Source organism: uncultured Thiodictyon sp. (assembly GCF_903946935.1).
Lineage (GTDB): Bacteria > Pseudomonadota > Gammaproteobacteria > Chromatiales > Chromatiaceae > Thiodictyon.
Map to the genome: position 1 here is coordinate 1 of NZ_CAJAXH010000319.1, position 22128 is coordinate 22128.

The 22128-nt window shown below is 66.6% G+C and carries 15 protein-coding genes and 1 CRISPR repeat array; of the genes, 9 read left to right on the forward strand and 6 right to left on the reverse strand.

Annotated elements, in window-relative coordinates:
* Positions 1-120: 120 nt before the first annotated feature.
* The 4 genes from QZX93_RS27110 to cas2 all read left to right on the forward strand — a co-directional run bounded on the left by QZX93_RS27110 (position 121) and on the right by cas2 (position 3832).
* On the forward strand, positions 121-258 hold the full coding sequence (locus QZX93_RS27110; RefSeq protein ID WP_295387721.1) for a hypothetical protein: 138 nt from the start codon (positions 121-123) through the stop codon (positions 256-258).
* A 73-nt stretch (positions 259-331) separates the two neighbouring features.
* The gene (locus QZX93_RS27115) at positions 332-2155 is read left to right on the forward strand and encodes a reverse transcriptase domain-containing protein (protein ID WP_295387724.1); all 1824 of its coding nucleotides are present in this window, start codon (positions 332-334) and stop codon (positions 2153-2155) included.
* Positions 2156-2213: 58 nt separating this feature from the next.
* The gene (gene cas1 / locus QZX93_RS27120) at positions 2214-3548 is read left to right on the forward strand and encodes a CRISPR-associated endonuclease Cas1 (RefSeq protein ID WP_295387727.1); all 1335 of its coding nucleotides are present in this window, start codon (positions 2214-2216) and stop codon (positions 3546-3548) included.
* Positions 3549-3550: 2 nt separating this feature from the next.
* Positions 3551-3832 (forward strand): CRISPR-associated endonuclease Cas2, encoded by a 282-nt coding sequence (gene cas2 / locus QZX93_RS27125; RefSeq protein WP_295387766.1) that lies wholly within the window; start codon positions 3551-3553, stop codon positions 3830-3832.
* Between the two features lie 350 nt (positions 3833-4182).
* Positions 4183-5543: direct repeats of the CRISPR family, unit length 35 nt; unit sequence GTCGCATTCCACTGAGCCGCAAAGGCTGTTGAAAC.
* A gap of 490 nt (positions 5544-6033) precedes the next feature.
* On the opposite strand, the gene QZX93_RS27130 is transcribed toward cas2, so the two are convergent.
* The 4 genes from QZX93_RS27130 to QZX93_RS27145 form a co-directional block, all read right to left on the reverse strand.
* Entirely contained in the window at positions 6034-7104 is a 1071-nt protein-coding gene (locus QZX93_RS27130; protein ID WP_295387730.1) for a hypothetical protein, read from the reverse strand.
* 40 nt (positions 7105-7144) lie between these two features.
* On the reverse strand, positions 7145-8968 hold the full coding sequence (locus QZX93_RS27135; protein WP_295387733.1) for a hypothetical protein: 1824 nt from the start codon (positions 8966-8968) through the stop codon (positions 7145-7147).
* Positions 8969-9031: 63 nt separating this feature from the next.
* Complete coding sequence (locus QZX93_RS27140) at positions 9032-10606, reverse strand: hypothetical protein (protein ID WP_295387738.1); 1575 nt, start codon at positions 10604-10606, stop codon at positions 9032-9034.
* A complete protein-coding gene (locus tag QZX93_RS27145) occupies positions 10603-11661 on the reverse strand; it encodes a hypothetical protein (RefSeq protein ID WP_295387741.1) in 1059 nt (352 codons plus the stop codon). Before QZX93_RS27145 ends, QZX93_RS27140 begins: the two co-directional genes overlap by 4 nt.
* A 196-nt stretch (positions 11662-11857) precedes the next feature.
* On the opposite strand from QZX93_RS27145, the gene QZX93_RS27150 reads away from it, so the two are divergent.
* From QZX93_RS27150 to QZX93_RS27160, 3 genes are all read left to right on the forward strand, one after another.
* A complete protein-coding gene (locus QZX93_RS27150) occupies positions 11858-14359 on the forward strand; it encodes a hypothetical protein (protein WP_295387745.1) in 2502 nt (833 codons plus the stop codon).
* A gap of 239 nt (positions 14360-14598) precedes the next feature.
* Entirely contained in the window at positions 14599-18825 is a 4227-nt protein-coding gene (locus QZX93_RS27155; protein ID WP_295387747.1) for an NACHT domain-containing protein, read from the forward strand.
* A 159-nt stretch (positions 18826-18984) separates the two neighbouring features.
* A complete protein-coding gene (locus QZX93_RS27160) occupies positions 18985-19203 on the forward strand; it encodes a hypothetical protein (protein WP_295387750.1) in 219 nt (72 codons plus the stop codon).
* Positions 19204-19556: 353 nt separating this feature from the next.
* Here QZX93_RS27160 and QZX93_RS27165 read toward each other — a convergent pair whose 3' ends face one another.
* Together QZX93_RS27165 and QZX93_RS27170 are read right to left on the reverse strand one after the other, a co-directional pair.
* Positions 19557-20045 carry a GNAT family N-acetyltransferase gene (locus QZX93_RS27165; protein WP_295387753.1) on the reverse strand — a complete coding sequence of 163 codons (489 nt, stop codon included), beginning with the start codon at positions 20043-20045 and terminating at the stop codon, positions 19557-19559.
* Complete coding sequence (locus tag QZX93_RS27170; RefSeq protein ID WP_295387757.1) at positions 20033-20329, reverse strand: DUF1778 domain-containing protein; 297 nt, start codon at positions 20327-20329, stop codon at positions 20033-20035. Before QZX93_RS27170 ends, QZX93_RS27165 begins: the two co-directional genes overlap by 13 nt.
* Before the next feature lie 223 nt (positions 20330-20552).
* Here QZX93_RS27170 and QZX93_RS27175 point away from each other — a divergent pair, with 223 nt between their 5' ends.
* Together QZX93_RS27175 and QZX93_RS27180 are read left to right on the forward strand one after the other, a co-directional pair.
* Complete coding sequence (locus tag QZX93_RS27175) at positions 20553-21107, forward strand: opioid growth factor receptor-related protein (protein ID WP_295387759.1); 555 nt, start codon at positions 20553-20555, stop codon at positions 21105-21107.
* A gap of 139 nt (positions 21108-21246) precedes the next feature.
* A complete protein-coding gene (locus QZX93_RS27180) occupies positions 21247-22008 on the forward strand; it encodes a hypothetical protein (RefSeq protein WP_295387763.1) in 762 nt (253 codons plus the stop codon).
* The last annotated feature ends 120 nt before the right edge of the window (positions 22009-22128 follow it).

The window sequence follows — 22128 nt, forward strand, 5'->3', positions numbered from 1 at the left end:
CGCTTGCCCTGCACTCTTGTTCGCGGCTTACGCCGCTCCGCAGCAGGACCAACACTCGATACGGGCGGGCGGCTAACCCTTACCCGACGGGGACTTTCACCCCGCAAGAGACGCCGAGCTTTGCTCGGCGCGATAACGTCCAGCCTTATCGCCCCGCTGTTCGCCGCCTTCAGCATCGACGATCCCGCGGCACGCTACCAGCAACTGCTGGGGCAGGCCATGGACGCCCTGCGCGCCCCCATCGAGGTCAGCCCATGACCAGCCAGACGAACCGATCGGTGAAGCGGCACACGATTCGCACCCGGTCAGCGCACAGGGCGACGGGGGCACGGTGGAACCCGTAGCCCTCCTCCCCATCCTCCCCATCCGCGGTGTGCGCCTGACCTTCACCCTCACCGCCCCCACCCGCCTGCGCTTCTTCCACCAGCCGCTGGTGGCCGCGCTGGTGCGCCATCTGATGGACGGCGCGCTCGCGGATGAACCGCGGCTGTGGCTGGAGGCACCGGAGAGCGGGCGTGTACCCTTTCCCCAGGGCGACAGCTATCACTTCCACCTGTGGGCCTGCCGTGGGGGCGAGACGCTGCTCGAAACCCTGGTCGAGCGCCTGCGCCAGCTGCCCGCGGGGGTTCCGGCCGCCGCTCGCGGCCTGGCGCTCGGCGCCAACCTGCGCTTCGTCTCCGCCGCCGACGCACTCAGCGGGGAGCGCTACGAGGGAGTCGCCCGGCTCTTACCCTACGACGCCGCGGCCCTGGCCCGGGAGCTCGATTTCTATCTGGAGCACCCGCCAACGACCTTGCGCCTGCTCGCCCCAGCGCGGCTCCTGCGCCCCAAACAGGCCGGACGTCCGACCAAGGGCGAGGGCCGCTATGTGCATGACCGCGGCGAACTGGTCGGCGACCTGCTCGGTCAACGCATCGACGACACCTTGGGCACCCTGCTGACCGCCGTCGGTGCCGCCGCCCCACCCCGCGGCGCCGCGCGGTTCATGGTTACCGAAGACGACATCGGCTGGTTCGACACCGCGTATTACGACGCCGACGGCGATGCCAACCCCATGGGCGGGATCATCGGCCAGGTCCAGCTTGAGCTCAGCGACCCCGCCGCCCTGCCCGCCCTGGTGCTCGGTCAATACACGGGTATCGGCCAACGGCGCACCTTCGGTTGGGGTCGCTACCGGCTGGAGACTGCCAGCGGCGCCGGCACCCGGCCTGCACGCTGCCCGTCGCGTGGCGTACTGGCCCGCGCCGCCGACGCCGCCAATGTCGAACTCGCCTACCGCTGCATCCGCGCCAACGCCGACGGCCGCACGGCCCCGGACCTGGACCCGCTGGATGACAACCTGACCGCGCTCGCCTGGTCCGAGCACAGCGGCCCCGTCGACGACCTGCTCGCGGAGGTGACCGAGCGGCTGCGCGCGGCGGCGCTCACCCCCGCAGCGGGAATCGATGGCGAGGTTTTGTCGCGTCCGCAGGCCGCTCCCACAGGTCCCCGTGGCCCCCGCGCCGAACCGCTGCGCGGCTGGATTCTGCAACGCGAGGGCAAGGCCCCGCGCCCGCTGGCCGTCCCCCCCTTCGCCGAACGCATCGCCCAGCGCGCCGTCCTGCAAATCCTGCGCACCGACTTCGACCCGCTGCTGTCCGCCGCCAGTTACGGCTACCGCCGCGGCATCTCCCGCCAGGACGCCCGCGACCGGCTCCAGGCCCTCTATCGTGAGGGCTATGAGTGGGTCTACGAGGCCGACATCGACGACTTCTTCGACAGCGTCTCCCATGCCCGGCTCGAAACCCGCCTGCGCAGCCTGCTGCCCGACGACCCGGTGGTCGACCAACTCATGGCCTGGGTCGCCGCACCCGTGAGCTTCCGCGGCGAGCGCATCGAGCGCCCCGCCGGACTCCCGCAGGGCGCCCCGTTGAGCCCCTTGCTCGCCAATCTGATCCTCGATGATTTCGACGCCGACCTGGAGGTGATGGGCTTTCGGCTGGTGCGCTTTGCCGACGACTTTGTGATCGCCTGCCGCTCGCTCGAGGAGGCGCAAGCCGCCGCCGCGCGGGTGCGCCAATCGCTGGCCGAGATCGACTTGAGCCTCAACGAGGACAAGAGCCGCGTCACCCACTTCGACCGCGGCTTCCGCTTTCTAGCAGCCTGTCGGACTTGATGGCGTAACCGATTGATTAAACAGGAAAACGACTTTTTGGCGCAAAAGAGGAAACTCTTTGCATTCAATCGGTTGCATCACTAAGTCCGACAGCCTGCTAGGCTACACCTTCCTGCGCGACCTGGCGGTCGACTCCGCCAAGGCCGCCCGCCAGGTCGACGCCCCGCTGCGCCTGGAAGACCTCCCGCCCGCCTCCTGGCTCGCGCGCCTGGCACGGCGCGTCCCGCGCGTGTTGGACAACGCCCCCATCACCTACCAACCGGCCGTCCCCCGCACGAACGGCGACGCCACCGCGCCCGCCTCCAGCACCCCGCGTGGGAGCGGCGTGGCCGCCGCGCTGGCCCCCGCCATCGAACCGTCCCAACGACTCACCGCCCCCGAACCCCTGAGCGACGAACCCTGCACCCTGCTGGTCGCCACCGAGGGCAGCCTGCTCAGCACCAGTAACGGCCGCCTGCACATCGCCACCCCTGAAGGCCAGACCCATGAGCAACCCTTCGCCGCCTTGGGCGCGGTGCTCCTCATCGGCCGCCAACGCATCACCGGCCCCACCCTCACCGCCGCACTGGAGGCCGGCGTACCCATCCACTTCGCCAGCCGCGGCGGTTCCTATCAGGGCGTACTCAGTCACCAATGGCCAGGCCCCGACGGTGCCGCATTGTGGCTGCGTCAGCGCGAACTATTGAGCAACCCGCCATTCGCCCTGCCGCTCGCCCGCGAAGTGGTCAGCGCCCGCATCCACAACCAGATCGAGGTGCTGCGCCAACGCGCCCGCACCGACACTGAACTGGACCAGGCACTGGAACGCCTGCGCACGCTGCCCGAGCGCGTCGCCACGGTCGGGGGACTCGCAGAACTCAACGGGGTCGAGGGCTTGGCCGCCGCCCACTTCTTTCAGGGCATCGTGCGCATCCTGCCCGCGGAGTTCGGCTTCAGCAACCGGCGCCGCCGGCCGCCGCCGGACCCCTTCAACGCCCTGCTCTCGCTCGGCTATACCATGGTCTATCAGCGTGCCGACGCGGTCCTGCGCGCCGCCGGCCTGCTGCCCAGCCAGGGTTTCTATCACCAGGGCCACGGCCGCCATGCCGCCCTGGCCTCCGACCTGATGGAGTGCTTTCGCCACCTGGTGGAGCGCCAGGCGCTCAGCATGATCAATCGCGGCGAGCTCAAGCCCACTGACTTCCTGCTCGACCCGCAACAGGGCTGCCGGCTGAGCCGTCCGGCACTGCGCACCTATCTCGGCGCCCTGTCCGCGCGCCTCATCGCCCCCTTGGACAACGCCACCGACGGCAGCCGCGGCACCCTCTATGACCACCTGTGGCGCATGGCCCGCACACTCATCCATCAGCTCAACGGGCGCGAGGGTCAGTTCCAGGCGTTCCGCGTCAAGTGACCATGTACACGTATCTCATCTGCTACGACATCGAAAACGACCGCGAGCGCACCCGCGTCGCCAAGCTATTGGAACGCTATGGTGAACGGGTACAATACTCCGTCTTCGAGGTCCATCTGGCGCACGCGAGCCAGCTCGACACCATCCAAGAGGAACTGCGCGGGATACTCAGTGCGCCGGATAGCGAGGTCCGCTTCTATCGTCTCACGGCCGATGCGCTGGCGGACTCTTATCGCCTGGATGGCACGCCCTTGGGGCGCCGGGACCTGGTCGTCATCCTGTAATTTCTCCCTCCCCCCGCCACCCTCGCGGGAGAGGGTGGGGGTGGGGGCAAGGCTCCCTCGCCCCTGATGTCGGAGGGTTCAGATGGAGCGCGAGCCCTTCATCCGGGAACCTCCAGGCCCAACCCGGCCCCGGCGCGAACCGACGCCCATAAGTCGACAGGAAACCGCGTGTTAGGACAATGACCTCAAAACGAATCGCGCAAGAGGTTCCCGGCTCTTTAACAATCAGAAACTTAGCGACTGTGCCCGGGCCGCCTGGGCGGCCAAAACCGGCCGCCCGACCCCCGCTCCCGGAGGTTCCCGAATCCCGCTTGCAAGACTCGGGAGCAACAGGCAAAATAGCACCCGCTGTCGCATTCCACTGAGCCGCAAAGGCTGTTGAAACGATGGCCAGAATGGTCAGGGCGATGAACATCGGGTCGCATTCCACTGAGCCGCAAAGGCTGTTGAAACATCTGGAACGGCAACACCTTCCAGTACTGGAGCGTCGCATTCCACTGAGCCGCAAAGGCTGTTGAAACCCTTCCGCTGAGTTCCTCACATTCGGAGTAACCTGTCGCATTCCACTGAGCCGCAAAGGCTGTTGAAACTCAAGCGGGCCTTTTACGAACGGGTCATCCAAGTCGCATTCCACTGAGCCGCAAAGGCTGTTGAAACCAGTCCTTCCCGCCTGACGGCGGCGGCCGGATGGTGTCGCATTCCACTGAGCCGCAAAGGCTGTTGAAACTTGACCTCCTCTGCTCCGAAGTGCCCTTGCACTTGTCGCATTCCACTGAGCCGCAAAGGCTGTTGAAACCTAAGGTCAGCGGGGGACATTGTGGGGCTCCGACTGAGGTCGCATTCCACTGAGCCGCAAAGGCTGTTGAAACACAAACACTCCGCACATCACCATCTGATCCTTGGTGTCGCATTCCACTGAGCCGCAAAGGCTGTTGAAACAGTACTTCGGAAATGTGTAAAAGTGGCATTACTTTGTCGCATTCCACTGAGCCGCAAAGGCTGTTGAAACTCCATCAGGGCGGCAGCGACCAAGGAAGCGAGCTTGTCGCATTCCACTGAGCCGCAAAGGCTGTTGAAACCCCCAGGCACGCGGTCCAGATCGCACGGCCGTTCGCCGTCGCATTCCACTGAGCCGCAAAGGCTGTTGAAACGATCTCCCTCCATGGCACCGAGGCGAACCGCCCCGGGTCGCATTCCACTGAGCCGCAAAGGCTGTTGAAACCCCTCTGCACGGAGTTTTTCTACATCCCGCACCCCGTCGCATTCCACTGAGCCGCAAAGGCTGTTGAAACGCCTTGAAGGCCTTGGCCAGGACGATGGTGGAGTCAGGTCGCATTCCACTGAGCCGCAAAGGCTGTTGAAACTCGTCCGTGACACAAACTCCTGTCTCCGCCCTTGTCGCATTCCACTGAGCCGCAAAGGCTGTTGAAACCCAATGTCCCGCGTTGGCCGTCGTAGGACACGACGGTCGCATTCCACTGAGCCGCAAAGGCTGTTGAAACCCACAGGGGCGGGCGTCGGCTTCGACACATCCGCGTCGCATTCCACTGAGCCGCAAAGGCTGTTGAAACCTCGATGCCGCGGGAGATGAGGACCTCGATCGTGTCGCATTCCACTGAGCCGCAAAGGCTGTTGAAACCCAACACCTGGAGCGCCAGGCCGACACCGCCGCCCGCGTCGCATTCCACTGAGCCTAAAAGGCTGTCGAAACTCGACATGGAAGCCCATACGGACGACCACATCCGTCGGATTCCACGGCCTTAATCGTCGTTAATGCCTTTACCTTGAAAGTCAGGGCGGGACCCGGTGGGAGCGGCTTCAGCCGCGACGTGACCTCGCCAGTTGCCATGGCCTCGTCGCGGCTGAAGCCGCTCCCACGGGCCTTGATCAAGATTCCGGCCACTTGGGCTCGCCGAGTGCGTAGTCAGGCCATCTTGGCCTGACACCGTCAGGGCTGGAAGCCCTGACTACGCACGCCGCTGGCCGGGATTATGATCGACGCCCCCAGCGGCCTTGATCAGCGTTCCGGCCAGTGGCGGTCCCTCTGCAACTGGAGGTCGAAACGACGATCAAGGCACTCCCGTCGCAGACCGGTTTCGCCTTCACTCTGGACGTAGAAACGCGGGTTGACGAGTGGTCGATTGTGGCTCAATGCCATCCGTCACTCATTGAGCGCAGCGTCATCGAGTGCGGAGGAGCGCTCAAGCGCCGCTGCGCCAACGCTCGAAGGCAGCACGGACCTGCGTCGCGTCGAGTACGGTACCGCCGTGGGGTGCGTCAACGATCGTATAACCATGCAGGGGGGAACGGCCGTCGTACCAGGGGTCTGGCCCCGCGTAGCCGGGGCGCGGCGCCCCTTGCCGTTCGCAGCCAAGTTGGCGGCGCCGCGCGGTCTCGGCCTCTTCCAGAACCTGGCCCAGGCCCTTGAGCCACAATCCCAAATCGGGCTGGATGCTCAGGATGATCCGGGTCGGGGACAGTTGCACGGCGGTGAAGACGAAGCCCCGGGGGTCCCCTGCACCGGAGGCGTCACCGCGCGCCCACGCCTTGAACAGCAAGGACTGGGGACGCTCGATCCAGAGTCCGGGGACCGTCTCGGTGCCGCGCCCATCGGCGCGCGGCAATGCGAGTGAGAGCCGCTCGGCGCGGGCCAGGTCGTGCCGATAGGTCTCCAGGTCGGCGTGGATCAGACCCACCTCCGCCTGGAAGTCTGGGGCCGCGGCCAGGTGTTCGCCCAGCCGATCCACCGGCACGCCTTGGTCCAACCGGTTGACCGCCCAGGCCACCAGGGCCTGACCGGCACTGAGGGCCGCCAGACTCGCCCCATCGGGTTGGGCCTGCTCGGCATCCGCCGCCGCCAGTTCCAGGCGGGCGAGAAAAACCGCATAGGGCACGATGGGTTGGCTGGGGCTCAAGCGGGTGTGGCCGCGGTCGATCAGGCACACGGCATCCGCCCAGCGGTCGGCGGCCGGGCGCGGCAACCGCCCGGTGACCAGGGACTCGACGAAATAGGCGGCGGTGATCGCGTCCAGGTCCGGCTGCTGGTGTGTGACGATCTCCAGCGGCTGCCCCGGGGGCAGTGCGCGGGCCTGACTCCGGATGGCCTGCGCCTGCTCCAGCACCAGGGCGGCGGTGCAGCGCTCGGGCGCACCGGGCTGGTGATGGTCGATGAGGCCGGCGCCCAGGCGGTTGCCGACATCCAGATAGACCCGGTGCGGCGCCGGCTCGGCGGTGGCCCCCATGGGGACGAAACAGTAACGGAACTGGATCACGCCAGAACTCCTGCGGATAGGTCGCCGGCGGGGGCCGGAATTACCAGCCTTTGCGGCGGACGGCATCCGCGATGCGCCCGAACCAGCGGCTGATACGCGGCGCCAGCAACAGATACAAGAGGATCGCACCCACCACGAGCCCGAGGGTGCCGGCCACCAATGGCAGAGTGCCCAGGGCCTTGAGCGATCCTTGAACGACATCTTTTTTCAGGTCCCACAGCAACGACACCGGATAGATCAGCGCCACCACCAGGGCGATCACCTGCTGGCGCCCCGCGCTGGCCTTGTCTTCGACGTAGCGGGCGATCTCGTCGATCTCGGCGGCCACACTGGTGTAGAGGCCGTCCAGCGCCAGGCCGGCGCGCAGGGCCTCCGCCACGGCGATGCCCTGGAAGCCGACGGCCGTTTCGCGGAACCAGAATTGGTTGCGAAACTGCATGAAGGCGTGGCGGATTTCGCGGGCATGCTGGAGGTCGGCGAGTTCATGCTCCACGACACCCTCGGAGAAGTCGTGCAGGCGCAGTTGGCTGTAATAGGTATGCAAATAAAGCGGATAGTAACGCTCCTCGGCCAGCCGCAGGATCGGCATGTCCGGATGCCAGGCGAGGAAGGCGCAACCGTCGCGCAGGGCCAGACCCCGCCAATGCGCCCAGATCTCAATGCCGCAGCGGGCCACGAGTCCGCGCAGATAGTCCATGCTGAGCCGATATGCATCGGTGCCGTCCAGCCCGAGTGCGCTGCCTTCGGCTCCGGTGCTGGCCAACTCATAGAGGAGCACCTGGCCCAAGGTCGGATAGCCCAGGCTGCCGGCCTGGATGTGGGCGAATTGCTCGCCGGACCACTGGCCCTGCGCCTGCTCCCGGGCGAGGCGCTCGGGGCTCAGCGGCGGGGCGACCTGGGGACAGTCCCAACCCGCATCCGGCGCCGGAGTGGCGATGCGGGCCGCGGTCAGGACCTTGACGTAGTCGCTATGGCCATCCGCCCGGACCAGGTCGCCAGGGCGCAAACACAGTACATTCTGCTCCTCACCGGCGGCATCCCCGGTGGCGAGCGCGCGTCCACCGGCCCCCAGGGTGATGCCGAGCCAGTCCCGCAAGGCGGCAGCCCAGAAGTTCTCCCGCTGGTCCGTCGCGGCAAGCGCGCGCAGCCAGGCACCGCCGCGCCCGCTCTGGTCCAGATCGCGCAGCAGGCGATTGAGCACGGCCAGGTCGCCAACGCGGTAGGGACGCTCACCCAGGGTGCCCTCCACCTGCGTGGGCACGACTTTGCACGCCAGTATGGCGTTGCAGAACGGGCTGAAGCTGTGGCTGTCAGGGAAGAGCCAGAGGTCCGCCCAGGCCACGCAAAAACCGAAGTGCTGCTCGCCCAGGCCCGCGACCTGGGTACTCACCTGGAGCGGACGGCCGATCCACGCGATATTCCCGCCGGCCAGGGTGAGCAGCAGTGGCTCCTCCCGACGGCACCCCCGATCCTTTACATCAAGCCGACGATGCACCAGCCGCTCATTGGCTACCGTTTGATCCAACTGAGGAAAGGTGGCGCCGAACAGTGCGTCATGCGTGCCCGGTGACAGGCCCAGATCGGGTGCGAAGTGACGTTCTTGCAGGCGCAGACCACGCGGCTGACGCAGGTAAGGATGCAGGTCCCAGCCACGCCTCATACAGGCCTGATACCAGGTGTCCTCGCGCGTGCGCAGCCGCCGGGAATGGATGACCGGCAGGGCCGCGGACTCGCGCAGATGCACCCGGTGCCGGAGGCCCACCAGGAAGATGCTGTAGCCGCCCGCGTCCAGACCCGCCGCGGCGGGCTCCAACGCGGTCGAAAAGGGATAGACACCGTGCGCCCACCGAGCGTGCTGATCCACCGGATACTCCTTATGTGAGTTTGAAGGACCGCTATTGCCTTACCAAAGTCTTGTGTTCCGTGCTCAAGCGCCCGCTCCATTCCCGGGCGTCTCACCTGGCCGGCATCGCCGCAGCCACAGCCGAACGCTGACCAGCAGCACCCCGCCGACCACCAAGGACAGCAGCAGCGAGGCCCAGGCCAACTGCGGGTCAGACTCCTGGGTCACCTGGAGAAAGGAGAGCACCAGAGACGGAAAACCGAGCAGAAAGGCAATGCCGCCGAGCCAGGTACCAATCCGCTCGGAGCGCGCTTGGGCCGCCCGCTCCCGGACCGCTTCGGCCTGGGCCTGGGCGTCCAACTGGCGGCGCTGTTCCTCCGCCAGACGCTGGATGCGCTCGGTCTTGCGCATCAGCAACATGCCGTGCAGTTCGCGCACCTCGTCGGTCACCTCCCGGTACAGCCGCTCGGTCTCAAAGACCTCCTGCCAGGCACGGAAACAACGGTGGTGGTGGTCGCGCTGCATCACCTGGTTGAAATAGCCCCGGGCGGTGAACTCCAGCAGGGTTTCACGCAGGGTGGCGAAGTGCGCCTCGGCCTGCCCGTCATCGGCGCTCAGCCAGCCGGAACAGACCTGATCGGACAGCTCCATCAGGGTGAAACGCTGGTGCAGGGCCAGCAGGAAGAGCAGGAAATATTGCTCGTCCAGGTGGTCCGGCATGGTCGTGGACCAGAATGGCGTATCCGGTGCATCGAAGGCGACGAAGCCGCCGCCCTCCAGGGTGAGCGAGAACCACATCCGGTCCGCGTAGGACAGCAGGGCGGGATGATCCGGGCGCAGGTCACCCGCCGACGGCACCAGTGACTGGCCGGCATGGAAGAAGTTGCGCAGCCGGTACAGTGTCATGGCCTGCTCCGGTTCGGGTATCTCGGCGAAGAACAGGGCATGGAAGGGCAGCAGTTGGCCGGGCACGAAGACCTCGCGCCACCAATCGGGCTGGCCGGGGGGCGGACTGGGGATCAGGCGGCGCAGTAGCCCCCCGATCAGGTGCCGGGTGACACCGCGTCCGCCCGCCGCGTCGTCCGCGGCATCCGCCAGTGGCGGGAAGAAGGGCTCAACGCTGTCCTTGCCGGTGCGGCGTTGAAACAGCAGGTCCACCTTGCCCGGTCGGTCGGCATAGCGAAAGGCGTTGAGGACCGCATACCAGTCGTCCGGCAACTGGGACCGGACCCGCACCCGCAGCACCAGATAACCCATGCCGACCCGGAACAGGGCCAGGTCGATGCCGGTGATGTCGAGCCCGATGGCGCCCGCCGGAGTCTGGCCCGGCGCCGCCGCAGCGGACTGGTTTTTCGTCCGCCCCAGACACAGGCTCAGGGCACCAGCGCGCAACCCCAGGCCGCGCGGCGAGGTCAGCACCCGGTCCTCCAGGGTCCAGAGACAGGCCGTCGCCAGCACGCCCGGGGCAGGATTCAAATAGTCCGCCACATGGCGCAGCAGGTCGTCGTGGGGAAAGGCGCGGCGGGCCCAGAGGCGCCAGGTCGCGGCCTCGACGGTCAGGGCATCCCCGTCCGCGGCCGCGACCAGGTCATCGAAGTGGGAGCGGTCGAAGGAAAAGGGGTAGACGAAGATCGCGAATGAATGGGGGCTGATGCTCATGATGCGGGCGTCCTCTTGGCATTATCGGGCAGCGGTGCCGCAAAGAGACAATGGCCGCCGCGGTCGCGCACCGTCAGTGTCAGGGCCACGCCGGCCCCGGCAAACAGGTCCCCGCTGGCGCGTGCCCGGTCCAGCGGTTGCTGCTGCCGCGCCTGCCCGTCGACCTCCAGGGCGATGGTCAAAGGGTCAGCCGCCCGAAGGGTCCCATGGATCTGTAACGCATCACCCGTGGACCCAGGAATGAACTGGAGATCGAGCCAGTCATTCAGCCGCCAGGTCTCGGGCTCAGTGGTAGCCGGCGACGCCGGCCCCATGGCTGGCTGCGGCAAGAGTACGAGCGGCAATTGCCACTGTTTCGCGGCCCCGCGCAGGGCCGCCAGCACCCGCTGCCACCAGGCCGGCGCCGGGGCGAGTTCACCCAAGGCGTGCCGTGCCAGGTCGCGCACCGCGTCGGCAGCGGCAAAATACAGTGCATGGTAGCGCCAGCGCGGGTCCTGACCATCGCCGAGCGGCGTGCCGGTCAGGACCGGGTAACCGCCACTGGTGATGCGCTGGACCAGAGTACCCGGGTCGGCCCCGGCCGGATCGGGGTGCACATCTGCCAGTTCCAGCGCCAGGTCACGCACCGCGGCGAGGCGTGCCGGGGCAAGTTCGCCCAGGGCCACGCGTGCCGCGGGACAGTCGACATGCACCGGATTCCACACCTGCACCATGGCCGCGCTGGGGTCATAGGGGGCGTCCGGACCCTCGAGCACCAGGTCCCATGGGCTTGCGTAGTCGGTCTCGGCGGCCATCAACCAGCCATACCAGATGTCCGGATGTCCGGCCGGCTCCGACAGCAGCACCGCCAGGGGACGAGCCACACGCCAGGGACCGCTGGCCCCGTCGATCTGGAGTATCAGCCCGGGTCGCGGTTGGGTACTGAGCACCGCCGCGGCGGCACGCGCCTCGCCGGGCTCGCCGCCAGGTACGGACACGCCCGCCGACCCGCGCTGCACCAGTGGGGCGAACAAGCCGGCTTCGATGACGTTTAGCGGGGGCGCGAGAGGACGCATGACGGATTCTCCTCGCCGCGGTGCCAGGGCAGTGACGGCGGACGGGCGATCGAGCGGACGTCGATCGGGTATCGCGGCATAATAGTAGCGGGTTGATGACGGCGCATAGCGGGATTCCGGGATTGGCGCGTTGGTTCACTCTTCAACGCCACCCGGCACCGGATTTTCAAGGCCACCGCGGAGGGCAGCAAGGGGCATGTGCAAGCACGACACGGATCGAGAAACCCTCGACCAAGACCACACAGACGGCCTGCCGACAGCCAGCGACACGCCGCCCATCCGCGTCTTTCCCACCCCGCGGGGGACCGAGGCCCGCTTCGCCTTGATCCTCTCGGGCGTGGATGCGACTGCCCCGGCCGATGACGGGAGGCACAGCCCCGGCAACCCTTACAGCCGCTTCCTGCCCGCCTGGCCGCCGCTACTGGCCGCGGGCGAGGGGCTCGACCTGATCTATCGGATCGCCGACGGCGGACTCAAGGTCCTGCTGCGCGCACGGGCACAAGGCGCCGACCCGGATGAGGCGACAGGGAAGGCCGTGCAACTCTGGCACAACCTGCAGTTCGTCCTGGAGGGTGCCCGGCTGCGTTACGCCTTCACCCCCACACTGGATGACTCGCTGCTCACCATCCAGGACCTGACCTACCGGCTGTGCCTCGAACCCGTCGGCTATCGCATCATCGCCGACGGCGCCAATGCCATCGGCTTCACCGCCCCCGCCGCCGCGACCGGCCCGGCGCTGCTGATCGATTGCCCATCCGCCCGCGAACCCCGCCCCTGCGATACTCTGGTGCATGCCGTGGCCATCTGCCGCGCCCGGGCGCAGGTGTGCATCGCCCTGGACCAGGTGTACCTGGACCCGGTCGGCCAGGCCGCCGTCAGCGCCGCCCTGGCGCAGTTCCACGGCAGCGGCGCCGTCATCCATGGCGACGAGGGCCGCCGCCCGGTCCGGGATCGGGCCATCTTAAAGGGCCTGGAACAGCACCTGATGCGCTGCCAGCGCAACCCCTCCGGCCTGCGTCTGGTCGTCACGGTCAGCGCCGATCAGCCGCCGCCGGCAACCCTGCTGGCCCTACTGGGGGCCGAGATCTTCCAAGGGCGGGATCTGACCTGGAGCGAACTGGTGACGCACCAGCCCCCGCCGCCCCGGTCGCCGCCCGACGCCCTGCCGCGCGGCCCCTTTCTGGTCGAACCCGATGGGGCCATCGACCTGCGCGGCTATGTACCCGCCGGCACGGCACTCTGGCCGCCGTTGCCCTCGCTGCACGCCTTGCGCGACCTGGGCCTGCCGCCCCTGTTCGCCGACCGGGTGGAGGCCCTGCCGGAGACGGGCATCCTGCTCGGGCACGTCGGCCATGGCGAGCGCGCGCGCCCGGTGCGCTTTGCCCCCGCCGACCGCGGTCGGCATTGCTACCTGCTCGGTGCCACCGGCACCGGCAAGTCGACCCTGCTCTTCACGATGCTGATGCAGGACATCCGCGCCGGGGCCGGGCTGTGCCTGCTTGACCCCCACGCGGACCTCACCGAGCAGGTGCTCGACGCCATCCCCGCCAACCGGCTGGATGATGTGATCCTGTTCGATCCCGCCGACCCGGAGCGGGCCGCCGGTCTCAACTTCCTGGAGACTGACGGGGTCCACCATGCCCGGCAGATGAACTTCATCACCAACGAGATGATCCGCATCTTCGGCCGCCTCTATGACCTGCGCCAGACCGGCGGGCCAATGTTCGAGCAGTACATGCGCAATGCACTGCTGCTGCTGATGGACGACCCGGAGGCCGGCACCACCCTGGTGGAGCTGCCGCTGCTGTTCGAGGACAAGGGGTTTCGCCGCCACCTGCTCAAGCGCTGCCGCAGTCCGCACGTCGCCTCCTTCTGGACCGGCCAGGCCGAACGCGCCGGGGGCGAGGCGGCGCTCGACAACATGGGGCCCTACATCACCTCCAAGCTCAACCAGTTCACCCACAACGCCGCCCTGCGGCCCATCATCGGGCAGTCCCGCAGCACCATCGATTTCCGGGCGTGCATGGACCAGGGCAAGATCCTGCTCGTCAAGCTCTCCAAGGGCCAGCTCGGGACCATGGATACCCAACTGCTGGGGATGCTGGTCATCGGCAAACTGTTCGACGCCGCCCTGGGGCGGGTGGACGTGGCGCTGCATGCGCGCCGTCCCTTCCATCTTTATGTGGATGAGGCCCAGAACTTCGTCACCGACACCGTGGCCGACCTCTTGAGCGAGGCCCGCAAGTTCGGCCTGCACCTGACCCTGGCCAACCAGAACCTGGCGCAGATGGCCGGGCAGACCGAGCTGGTCAGCAGCCTGCTCGGCAACGTCGGCACCCTGCTGCTGTTTCGCCTCGGCATCCTGGACGCCGAGCGGTTGGCCAACTTCATGCGCCCGGAGCTTGGCGCGCACCATCTACAGGACCTGCCCAATTACCACGTCGCCGCCCGGCTGCTGGTGGATGGCCGCCCGAGCCGCGCCTTTGTCTTCCGGACCGAGCCGTTTGAGACCAGTCCACCGGACCCGCAACAACAGCAGGCGCGCCGCCGGCAAGTTCGGCAACGGGCGGCCGCCTACACCCGGGCCGTGCCAGAGGTCGAACGGGAGATCCAGACACGGCGCGATCGGCTCAACGGCAAGACCGCGGTAGACCCGGATAAACTTTTCGATCCCCATAGCTTTCTGGCGGATCGCTGACAAGGTAGCCCGGAGCGAACGGCATGGCCCAGACCCCACTCACCTGCCCCGCCTGCGGCTGCGCCGACGTGCTGTTCAGCGCCAAGCGGCAGGAATACCAGTGCGAGAACTGCCCCCACCGTTGGCCGCTCCAAGCGCCCGCCCCGGCGGCGGACTGGCCCCCGGGCCTGGCGCCTGACGGGCTACCCACCTACCTGGCCGCGCCGCTCGCCGCCCTGTTGGCGGAGCCGCACCCGCGGGTGCGGCTGCACTGGCTGGTGGATTGCGCCGAGATCGCCGTGCGCTGGTCCGTGGCGGTGGCCCTGGCGCAGGTGCTCCGGGCCAACGCGGGCGACCTGCCGGGGCCGCTCGCCGAGCGGTTGCGTGAGCACATCGAGCGGCCGACCCTGGGGCGCTGGCTCGGCATCCTGGAACACGTGAGCGCCGCGCGGCCGACCGGCGCACTGTTGGCACCCGGGGTGTTCGACCTCTACGGGCAGGTCTTCGCCCCCCGCTTCCGCGGCGAGGGCCAGGGCGGCACCCTGGATAACTCCATCCTGCTGCTGCGCAACCACCTGGCCCACGGCGCCGGGCTGCGCAGCGAGGCCGCGCGGGCGCTGCTCGATGCCCACGAACCCGGCGTCTTCGACCTGCTGCGGGCGGTCGCGCTGGCCGGCGCCGGGACCCAGGTCATCGCCCTGGCCGGCGAGCGCGCCGAGCGACTGGCCGGGCCCCGCCCCTGTTCCATCCCCCGCCCCGCCGCACTGCAAGACTGCGCGGACGGCCCCTGGCTGGTCAGCGCGACCGGCGCCCTGCCCCTCCTGCCGCTGGCCAGCTTCGGCCCGGTGCGGCTGGTCAGCAGCGCCGGTCGGCTGGAAGAGCGGCCCGGGAACCCCGCCGCCCAGCTCTATCAACGGGCCGACCGCGAGCGCCTGGCCTATGTTCCGCTCGGGCGCGACGAGGCCGTCTCGCTGTCGTTCGACGTGGATGCCTTTCGGGCGCTGTTCCGGCTGGACAGTGCACCGGCCGGCCGCACCACGACGGGCGAGGTCTTCCACTGGACCGACTTCCTGCGCGAGGCTCGGGTACTGCAAGAGGACTTGGTCGGCCGCGTCGCCGAGCTTGCGGCGCTCAAGACCTGGCTGAAGGGGCGTGACACCCGCCGGGAGGACGTGGCCGGCCTGGGCCTGGTGTTCGGCGGGCCCGGGGTCGGCAAATCGCTCCTGATGGCACGGCTGGCCGCCGACCTCGGGAACTCCAAGCCGGAACAACAGGGGCTCTATTACCACCGCTTCCGTGCCGGCGATGCGCGCAACAACACCCGGGCCTTCCTGCTGGGGCTGTTGGCGGCGCTGGCCGACTGGGCGCCGCTGCCGGCGGCGTCGGCAGAACGCAACGAGGCGCCGGACACGGATCAGGCCCTGCTGGAGGCGGTGCGCGAACGGCTGGCCGCGGTGGCGGGGCTTGAGCCGGCTCACCCCCAGGCCCAGGCGCCCCGCTTCCTGGTGCTGGCCGACGGGCTCGACGAGGTGCTGCCCTATGAACCGCGGTTGGCGCAGCGCCTGCGCGGCCTGACCCTGCCCGGCACGGTCTGGCTGCTCGCCAGCCGCCCCGAGCCCGCACTGACGCTGGCCCTCGGAGGCGCCGGGTGCGAGACGGTGTTCCCGGACGGGCTGCCGTCCATGTCCGCGGCCGACATCCGCGCCATGCTGCTGGAAGGGCTCGCGAGCGCCCGCCATGCACTGATCAGCCGTGACCAGGACGCCGCCGAGGGGGTCAGCAACCCCTTCGTGGAGCGGGTCGTCGCCTGTGCCGCCGGCCTGCCGCTCTATGTCCACCTGCTGCTGGAGGACCTGCGCAACGGGCAACTCTCGGTGCGGGACGAGCAGCGCCTGCCGCAAGGGCTGGTCGCCTATTACGATGAGTTGATGAACCGCGTGGGGCTCTCAGACCTGAAGCGCGACCTGCCGCTCCTGGTTGCCTGTCTCGCCCGGGCCGAGGAGCCGCTGGACGCCGAGGCACTCGCCCTGCTCCTGGCCGATGTGTCGGCCGACGCCCAGCGCTATCGCGAGCGGGTGCAGAACGCGGTACGCGCCGGCCAGGCCCTGCTGCGCGGCGCCCCCACGCCGGACGGCACCTTGGGTCTGACCCTCTATCACCAGAGCTTCCGCGACTATGTGGGCGGGCGCCCCGACGGCACCGGTCAGCCGGCCGTCCCGCCGGCCCCGGCGCTGGCCGGCACGGTGGTGGATGCCGAGGCGAAGCTCTACCGGCTGGCCCAGGCGTGGACGGAGTTGCCACGCGGGGGACTGCGCAATCACCTGTTCCGCTGGGGGGTGCGCTATGCCCTGCGCTGGCAGGGCGAGGCGGGCATCGCGGCGGCACGCCGGCGGCTCACCGACTTCGTCTTCTTGCAGGCGTTCACGGCGGAACTGCCGAGCAGTGCCGTGCGCGGTCTGGTGGCGGATTACGAGACGCTACTCGCCCGCCTACCCGATGGTCCCGAGCGGCAGGAGTTCAGGCTGTGGGAGGCATTCTTCCGCGAACGCGAGCATATCCTGCGCCGCGGGGATGAGCGGTGGCCGGCGTACAAGATCCTGCTGCAACTGGCGGTTGAGCATGCGGATGATAGTCCGGTGACGGGAGAGGCGGAGCGCATAGGAAGGAAGGGCCAGAATCGTTGGCCTGTGTTACGGACACTGAGCCGTCCCCGTAATACTCGCGAAGCGGTTCTACGGCGCAGACTGCTCGGGCATTCTTTTAGCCTGATGGGCATTCGACAGCTAAAGCTATCGGGGAACGGACGTCGCCTTGCATCAATCGGCGGCGACTGTACAGCTCGCGTCTGGGATATTAAATCAGCGACATTGGTCGCTACGTTTAACCGCGGAACGCAACTTGACCATATTGCAGTCTGCGCAGACGGCAGCGTCTGCGTCGTATCCGAAAATAGTGGGAGCATTTACATATGGCGCACAGGAGATGCAGACGGAGCTATCGAACGTATTGACCACAGCCTCCCAATTGTCGCCCTGGAGATCTCATCTTGTGGCACCTGGTGCATCTTCATTGACGCCGAAGGCACCATTCGAAAGTGGAGCTTGAAAGAAGCGCGCAATGAGTCATATCTGAAGCTGAATACCCGATTCAAAATATCCGAAGCTGTTTTCTTACAAGATGGTCACGCGATTGCGATTGCCAATGACAACTACCTTGAACTGTGGGATCTAGACTCGCGACACTCAAAGCGTTGGGCTATCCCTGGGCATGGTCTGTTTCCGATCCGAGGAAATAGAATTCTACGAACATCCGGCGTTTGGGATCTTGCATCTGGCAACAGAATATTCACCCTGAAAGAATACGGATACTGGACCATCGATCCGTCTGCTGTCGCCGCCGATCCGGGAGGCAACAAAGCCATTGCGTATGTATCCGGCGACATCATTGGCTCTTTTCTGGGCGTTTGGGACGCCATGCACGGAAAACTGATCAGCACAATTCAGGCAACCCCTCCTAACGGCTTTGATCTGTGGCCGGCTCTTGCCATAAGCAATGATGAACAATATGCATTTCTTGGCGGAAAGTCTGATATCGCCATATTCCCGATCAATTGCAGCGAACCCGCGATTGGAAAACCACCCAATCTACCAGAGCATCTACTCGCAACTGCAAGATGCACGGGTCAGGTTTTCAGCGCTGGGTACGACAAGACAGTCAAGGCTTGGCACGGCTATCAATCCAGTTCGTCGCGCACGCTCTTGTCCACTAGCCCTCGAATACAAGATTTAGCCGCATCAGAAGACGGTTCCGTGGTCGCTTGCCTTTTGTTTGATCGCTCCGTACGCATAATAGCCCAAGAAGAAAACCAGGCGATCGTCATACGAGAGTGCACCGCCAAGCCCCATGCTATTGCGATGACGCCTGACGGTAGGCATATCCTTGTAGCCAATGGTAACCATATTGATATCTGGCGTATTTCAGACCAGAAAAAGGCTGGGCGTCTTTCCGGCCACGCAGGAGAGATTATGGGCATTGCAGTTAATGGCACAGGGAAAACTGCCGTGTCGTGCGATTACGACGGATCACTCCGAGCCTGGGACCTCGATCACAATCAATGTGTGGCTGAGATGTTCACGCCTCAGGGCGCGGCCTTTTTGGATGTCGCCATATCTCATTCTGGAGCGTTTGCCGTTTCTGCTGGCCATGATGGTGTCCTTGTATGGGATATGAATACTTATTGTCTGGCACACAAGCTTTCCGGCCTGGTTGGCGTGGCCGTGACCGTAGCTATTTCGACCGATGATACTCTGATAGCATCGAGAGGCAATGAAGAGCTTGCGCTAACAATCTGGCGCCTACCTGATACAGAGTGCTACACGGTGTGGGAAAGCCTATCGCGTGTCATGCAGTGCGAGTCTGTGGGCCCATCAAGATTCGTTGTTTCCGATGATGATGGAAAGGTTACCTGGCTAGAAATTTCGATGTAACTTTGTACGTGTATGATTTTGCCAACGAAGGAGCAAAAGCACCCCGGCGGCAAAGCTATGGCGCCTGTTGGACTTCGTTCCTCAGCTCAACCTATAATGGATCGCGGAGTCGGGAACGAAACAATGATCTTCAGGCAACCATGAACAGGAGCGAGACGAATGAACAGCACCGTCTATGTCTATAATCGTGATCGCAAGCCGGTCAAGCACAAGCGGGTGGCGATTTCGATCTCCGGCGGCGGCATGGCCGACGGCGTCACGGATGACTCCGGCTGCGCCACCATCTCCCATTCGAGCGAGAGCACGGCCAAGGTCTACGTGAACGGGACGGAGGTCGGGCGGTTCCACGCTCCGGGGAGTACCGAGGTCACCGTGTAGGAGGCAGATCCGGTATACGCCATTGCGGATAAACTGGCGGCGGCTGACGGGCTTGATCATCGCTCCGGACAGTGGAGGTCGAGGCTTTAGCCGGTCCGGCGTGCAGGCGCCATTGCGTTCTGTTGAATATACCTGAAACCGCCACCGGCTGAAGCCTCAACCTCCAGTTGCGGACTGGCGGCTGCCGGCCAAGCCGCTGCTTGACCGGGCCGTTGATCATCGTTGCGGCTGTCACGCTGCATTCCGAGCATCCGCGCGGGCTGAGCGGTTGTCATCCCTGGCCTGGATGCCGGCTGCCCCATCGGAATGTCAGATCGCGGTAGGTCAAAACGATGATCAAGGCCCCTGACCAGCTAATCCCGCTTCAATGACAGCACGAGTGTGAGGGGTCTTGTGGGCGACGCGACGAATCCATGTCGTGCGTAGAAGGCCGCAGCCTTCGGTGTGAGGGCATGCACCAACAATCCGCGAATTCCGAGAATGGCACTGGCGACCCCAGTACGTTCAAAGGCATCGCGCAGCAAGGCGACGCCGAGGCCCTGACCCTGCTGGGACCGATCCACTGCCAGCCGTCCCAGGATGGCCATCGGAACCGGGTCGGGCATGTTGCGGCGGATGCGACCAGGCGCTTCGCTGAGCGCCAACGCACCGGAAGCCAGGCAGTAATAGCCAGCCACCTGCCCGGCCGCAGCGACGACGTAGGTTCTCGAGGCACCGGTTCGCTGATTGTTCCAGGCACGTCGGGTCAGCCACTCGTCAAGCGCTGGTACGCCACAGGAAAAGCCCTCGACGCGATGCCCGGCGGACAGCGGCTCCGGGGCTTCGAGGCTCAGGATTTCCAAGGGCTCGGGGCACGCATCAAACGCTCGAAGCCTTCGCCCTCCGGCGGCTGGTCCAGCACGGTCAGGAAGTGTTCGTAGGTCTGCCGGTCCACCCTCACCAGGGTCTGATTGAGCAGTGCGTCCTCGGCCGCCCGTCGGGCCGCATCGATCATGAAGTCGGAACGCGAGCGGCCCTGGCTCTTGGCGGCCTGGTCGATCAGGTCGCGAATGTCTTCCCGCACCCGGAGGTTCACGGCGCGAGTGGGCGGCTCAGGGAGGGCGGCGGACGGTGGTGACGGGGGCATCAAGGACCTCGCTTCAGATGAACTCTGGCGCTAGATACACATTGTATATCGCCCGCCGGTTGTGTCAAATCGACACGCTTTCCTCGGTCCAACCTGCGCAAGCCGGGCTGCCGCATCCGCCAACCGCTTTTGAAAATCCGCCACCGCCCCGCGTTGAGCCATGTAACGGGGCTGCACCTGAGGCCAGCCCCGAGCATTTAACCCAACAACCGCGGAGGATTACATGAACACTCCCGCAGCCGACCCGATCCCCGCCTTCTTTCGCGGCACCGGCACCGACCACGCCGGCCGACGGCACCCCGAGATCCTCGCCTGGTCCGACGACCGGCTGGAGATGCAGCACGACTACATCCAATGGCTGTTCCCACTCAGACGCCGCGGCCGTTACAACCCGGACGCGCCGGTGCTGATGCCAAGCACCATCGAAGCCTTCCAGTGGGATCCGGAGCTGCGGGAGGCTCTGCTCCGGGGCTTTCGGCGCATGGCTGGCTTTTATGGCTTCGCCATCCGGACCTGTTCCGACGGCGCCCTCCAGCTTGATCCATTGGATGATTTCACCGTACGCAGCCGTACCTGGCTGACCCCGGGCAATCACAACTTTCTGCGCCTCACCCGTATCCTCACCAGCCTGCGGACCCTGGGTTGCGAGGGCCAGGCCCAGGCCCTGCTCGGCGCGCTTGAGGCCGTGGACCGCCGCCACCCCGTGGTGATCGGCGGCCAGACCCTGGGGTTCTGGCGCTCGGCGGCCGAACCGCGGGCCGTTCGGCACTGCACCTGAACGGTGGGAGCACGGATTCTGAGATGGCCGTTCACTGTGGCTCAAACGCCACGGCCGCCGAATAGCATTCACCGGCCGACACGGGGTATTATCCCCCCGCCCGAGGCGCTGAATTAAAAATGACTTTCCGGGGTGCCCAATGAGCGGAGAAGCCGTCGTCGTCTTGATTCCGATCGCCGCGGTCGCGGTGGCCGGGCCGATCCTTTTGGCCGGTGCGGCGATTGCCGGGACCGCGCTGGTGGCGGGCTTTGCCCTGAAGGGGATCGCCGCCGGGGTCGGTGCCGCCATCGAGCACGAGGCACGCGAGGCACGGCGGCGCGCCGAACAGGAGCGCGCGCGGCTGGCGCAATGGCGGGAATTCGAGGAACGCCAGCGGCAGGCGATGGCCCAGGCGCGGGAGCGGCACGAGGCCATCGCGCAGATGCAGCAGCGGCTGATGGCGGTCCAACTGCATGAGCCCGCTCCGGCGACCGCGGCCCCGGCGAGTACGGGCGCCCGCGCTCAGGGCTATGTCTCGTCGCAACCGCGGCTGGCCGCGCAACGCGAGGCCACCGCCGGGACCTTGGCGGAGATCGCCGCGACGCTCGACACGCTGCCCGCGGCCTTGCGCCAGCATGCGGCCTCGCCCATCGCCAGCTTGCAGCAGCAGGTGGAACGCTATCGCCGGCGGCTCCGCGACGAGCGGCAGCCGCTGCCGGAAACGTCGCAGATCGCCGCCTTGAAGCACACGGCAGAACAGAGCCTGGCCGTCTTCCTGGAACGCCTGGGGTGCGAACGCGACGAGCGTGCCCGCCGGGTGGAGCGCGCCAATGCGGCGCTGGAGCTGTTGCTGGTGTTAGAGCAGTTCCCGCAACCGGACCGCCAACCCCTTCAGAACACACGGCCCTCTGTGCCAATGTAGGTGAGACAGCACCCCCCGGTTAAATTACTGTAGGGCGGTCTGAAGGAGATCACCGATGGCAACGCATGTGAAACACGTTCTGGTCGACGCGCTGGGGGAGGAAACGCAGGGAGCCCGTAG

Excerpts from the sequence above, each read along its gene's own strand:
- cas2 (WP_295387766.1), top strand. The coding sequence starts at position 3,551 with ATGTACACGTATCTCATCTGCTACGACATCGAAAACGACCGCGAGCGC.
- QZX93_RS27140 (WP_295387738.1), bottom strand. The coding sequence starts at position 10,606 with ATGAGCATCAGCCCCCATTCATTCGCGATCTTCGTCTACCCCTTTTCC.
- QZX93_RS27145 (WP_295387741.1), bottom strand. The coding sequence starts at position 11,661 with ATGCGTCCTCTCGCGCCCCCGCTAAACGTCATCGAAGCCGGCTTGTTC.
- QZX93_RS27150 (WP_295387745.1), top strand. The coding sequence starts at position 11,858 with ATGTGCAAGCACGACACGGATCGAGAAACCCTCGACCAAGACCACACA.
- QZX93_RS27160 (WP_295387750.1), top strand. The coding sequence starts at position 18,985 with ATGAACAGCACCGTCTATGTCTATAATCGTGATCGCAAGCCGGTCAAG.
- QZX93_RS27170 (WP_295387757.1), bottom strand. The coding sequence starts at position 20,329 with ATGCCCCCGTCACCACCGTCCGCCGCCCTCCCTGAGCCGCCCACTCGC.
- QZX93_RS27175 (WP_295387759.1), top strand. The coding sequence starts at position 20,553 with ATGAACACTCCCGCAGCCGACCCGATCCCCGCCTTCTTTCGCGGCACC.
- QZX93_RS27180 (WP_295387763.1), top strand. The coding sequence starts at position 21,247 with ATGAGCGGAGAAGCCGTCGTCGTCTTGATTCCGATCGCCGCGGTCGCG.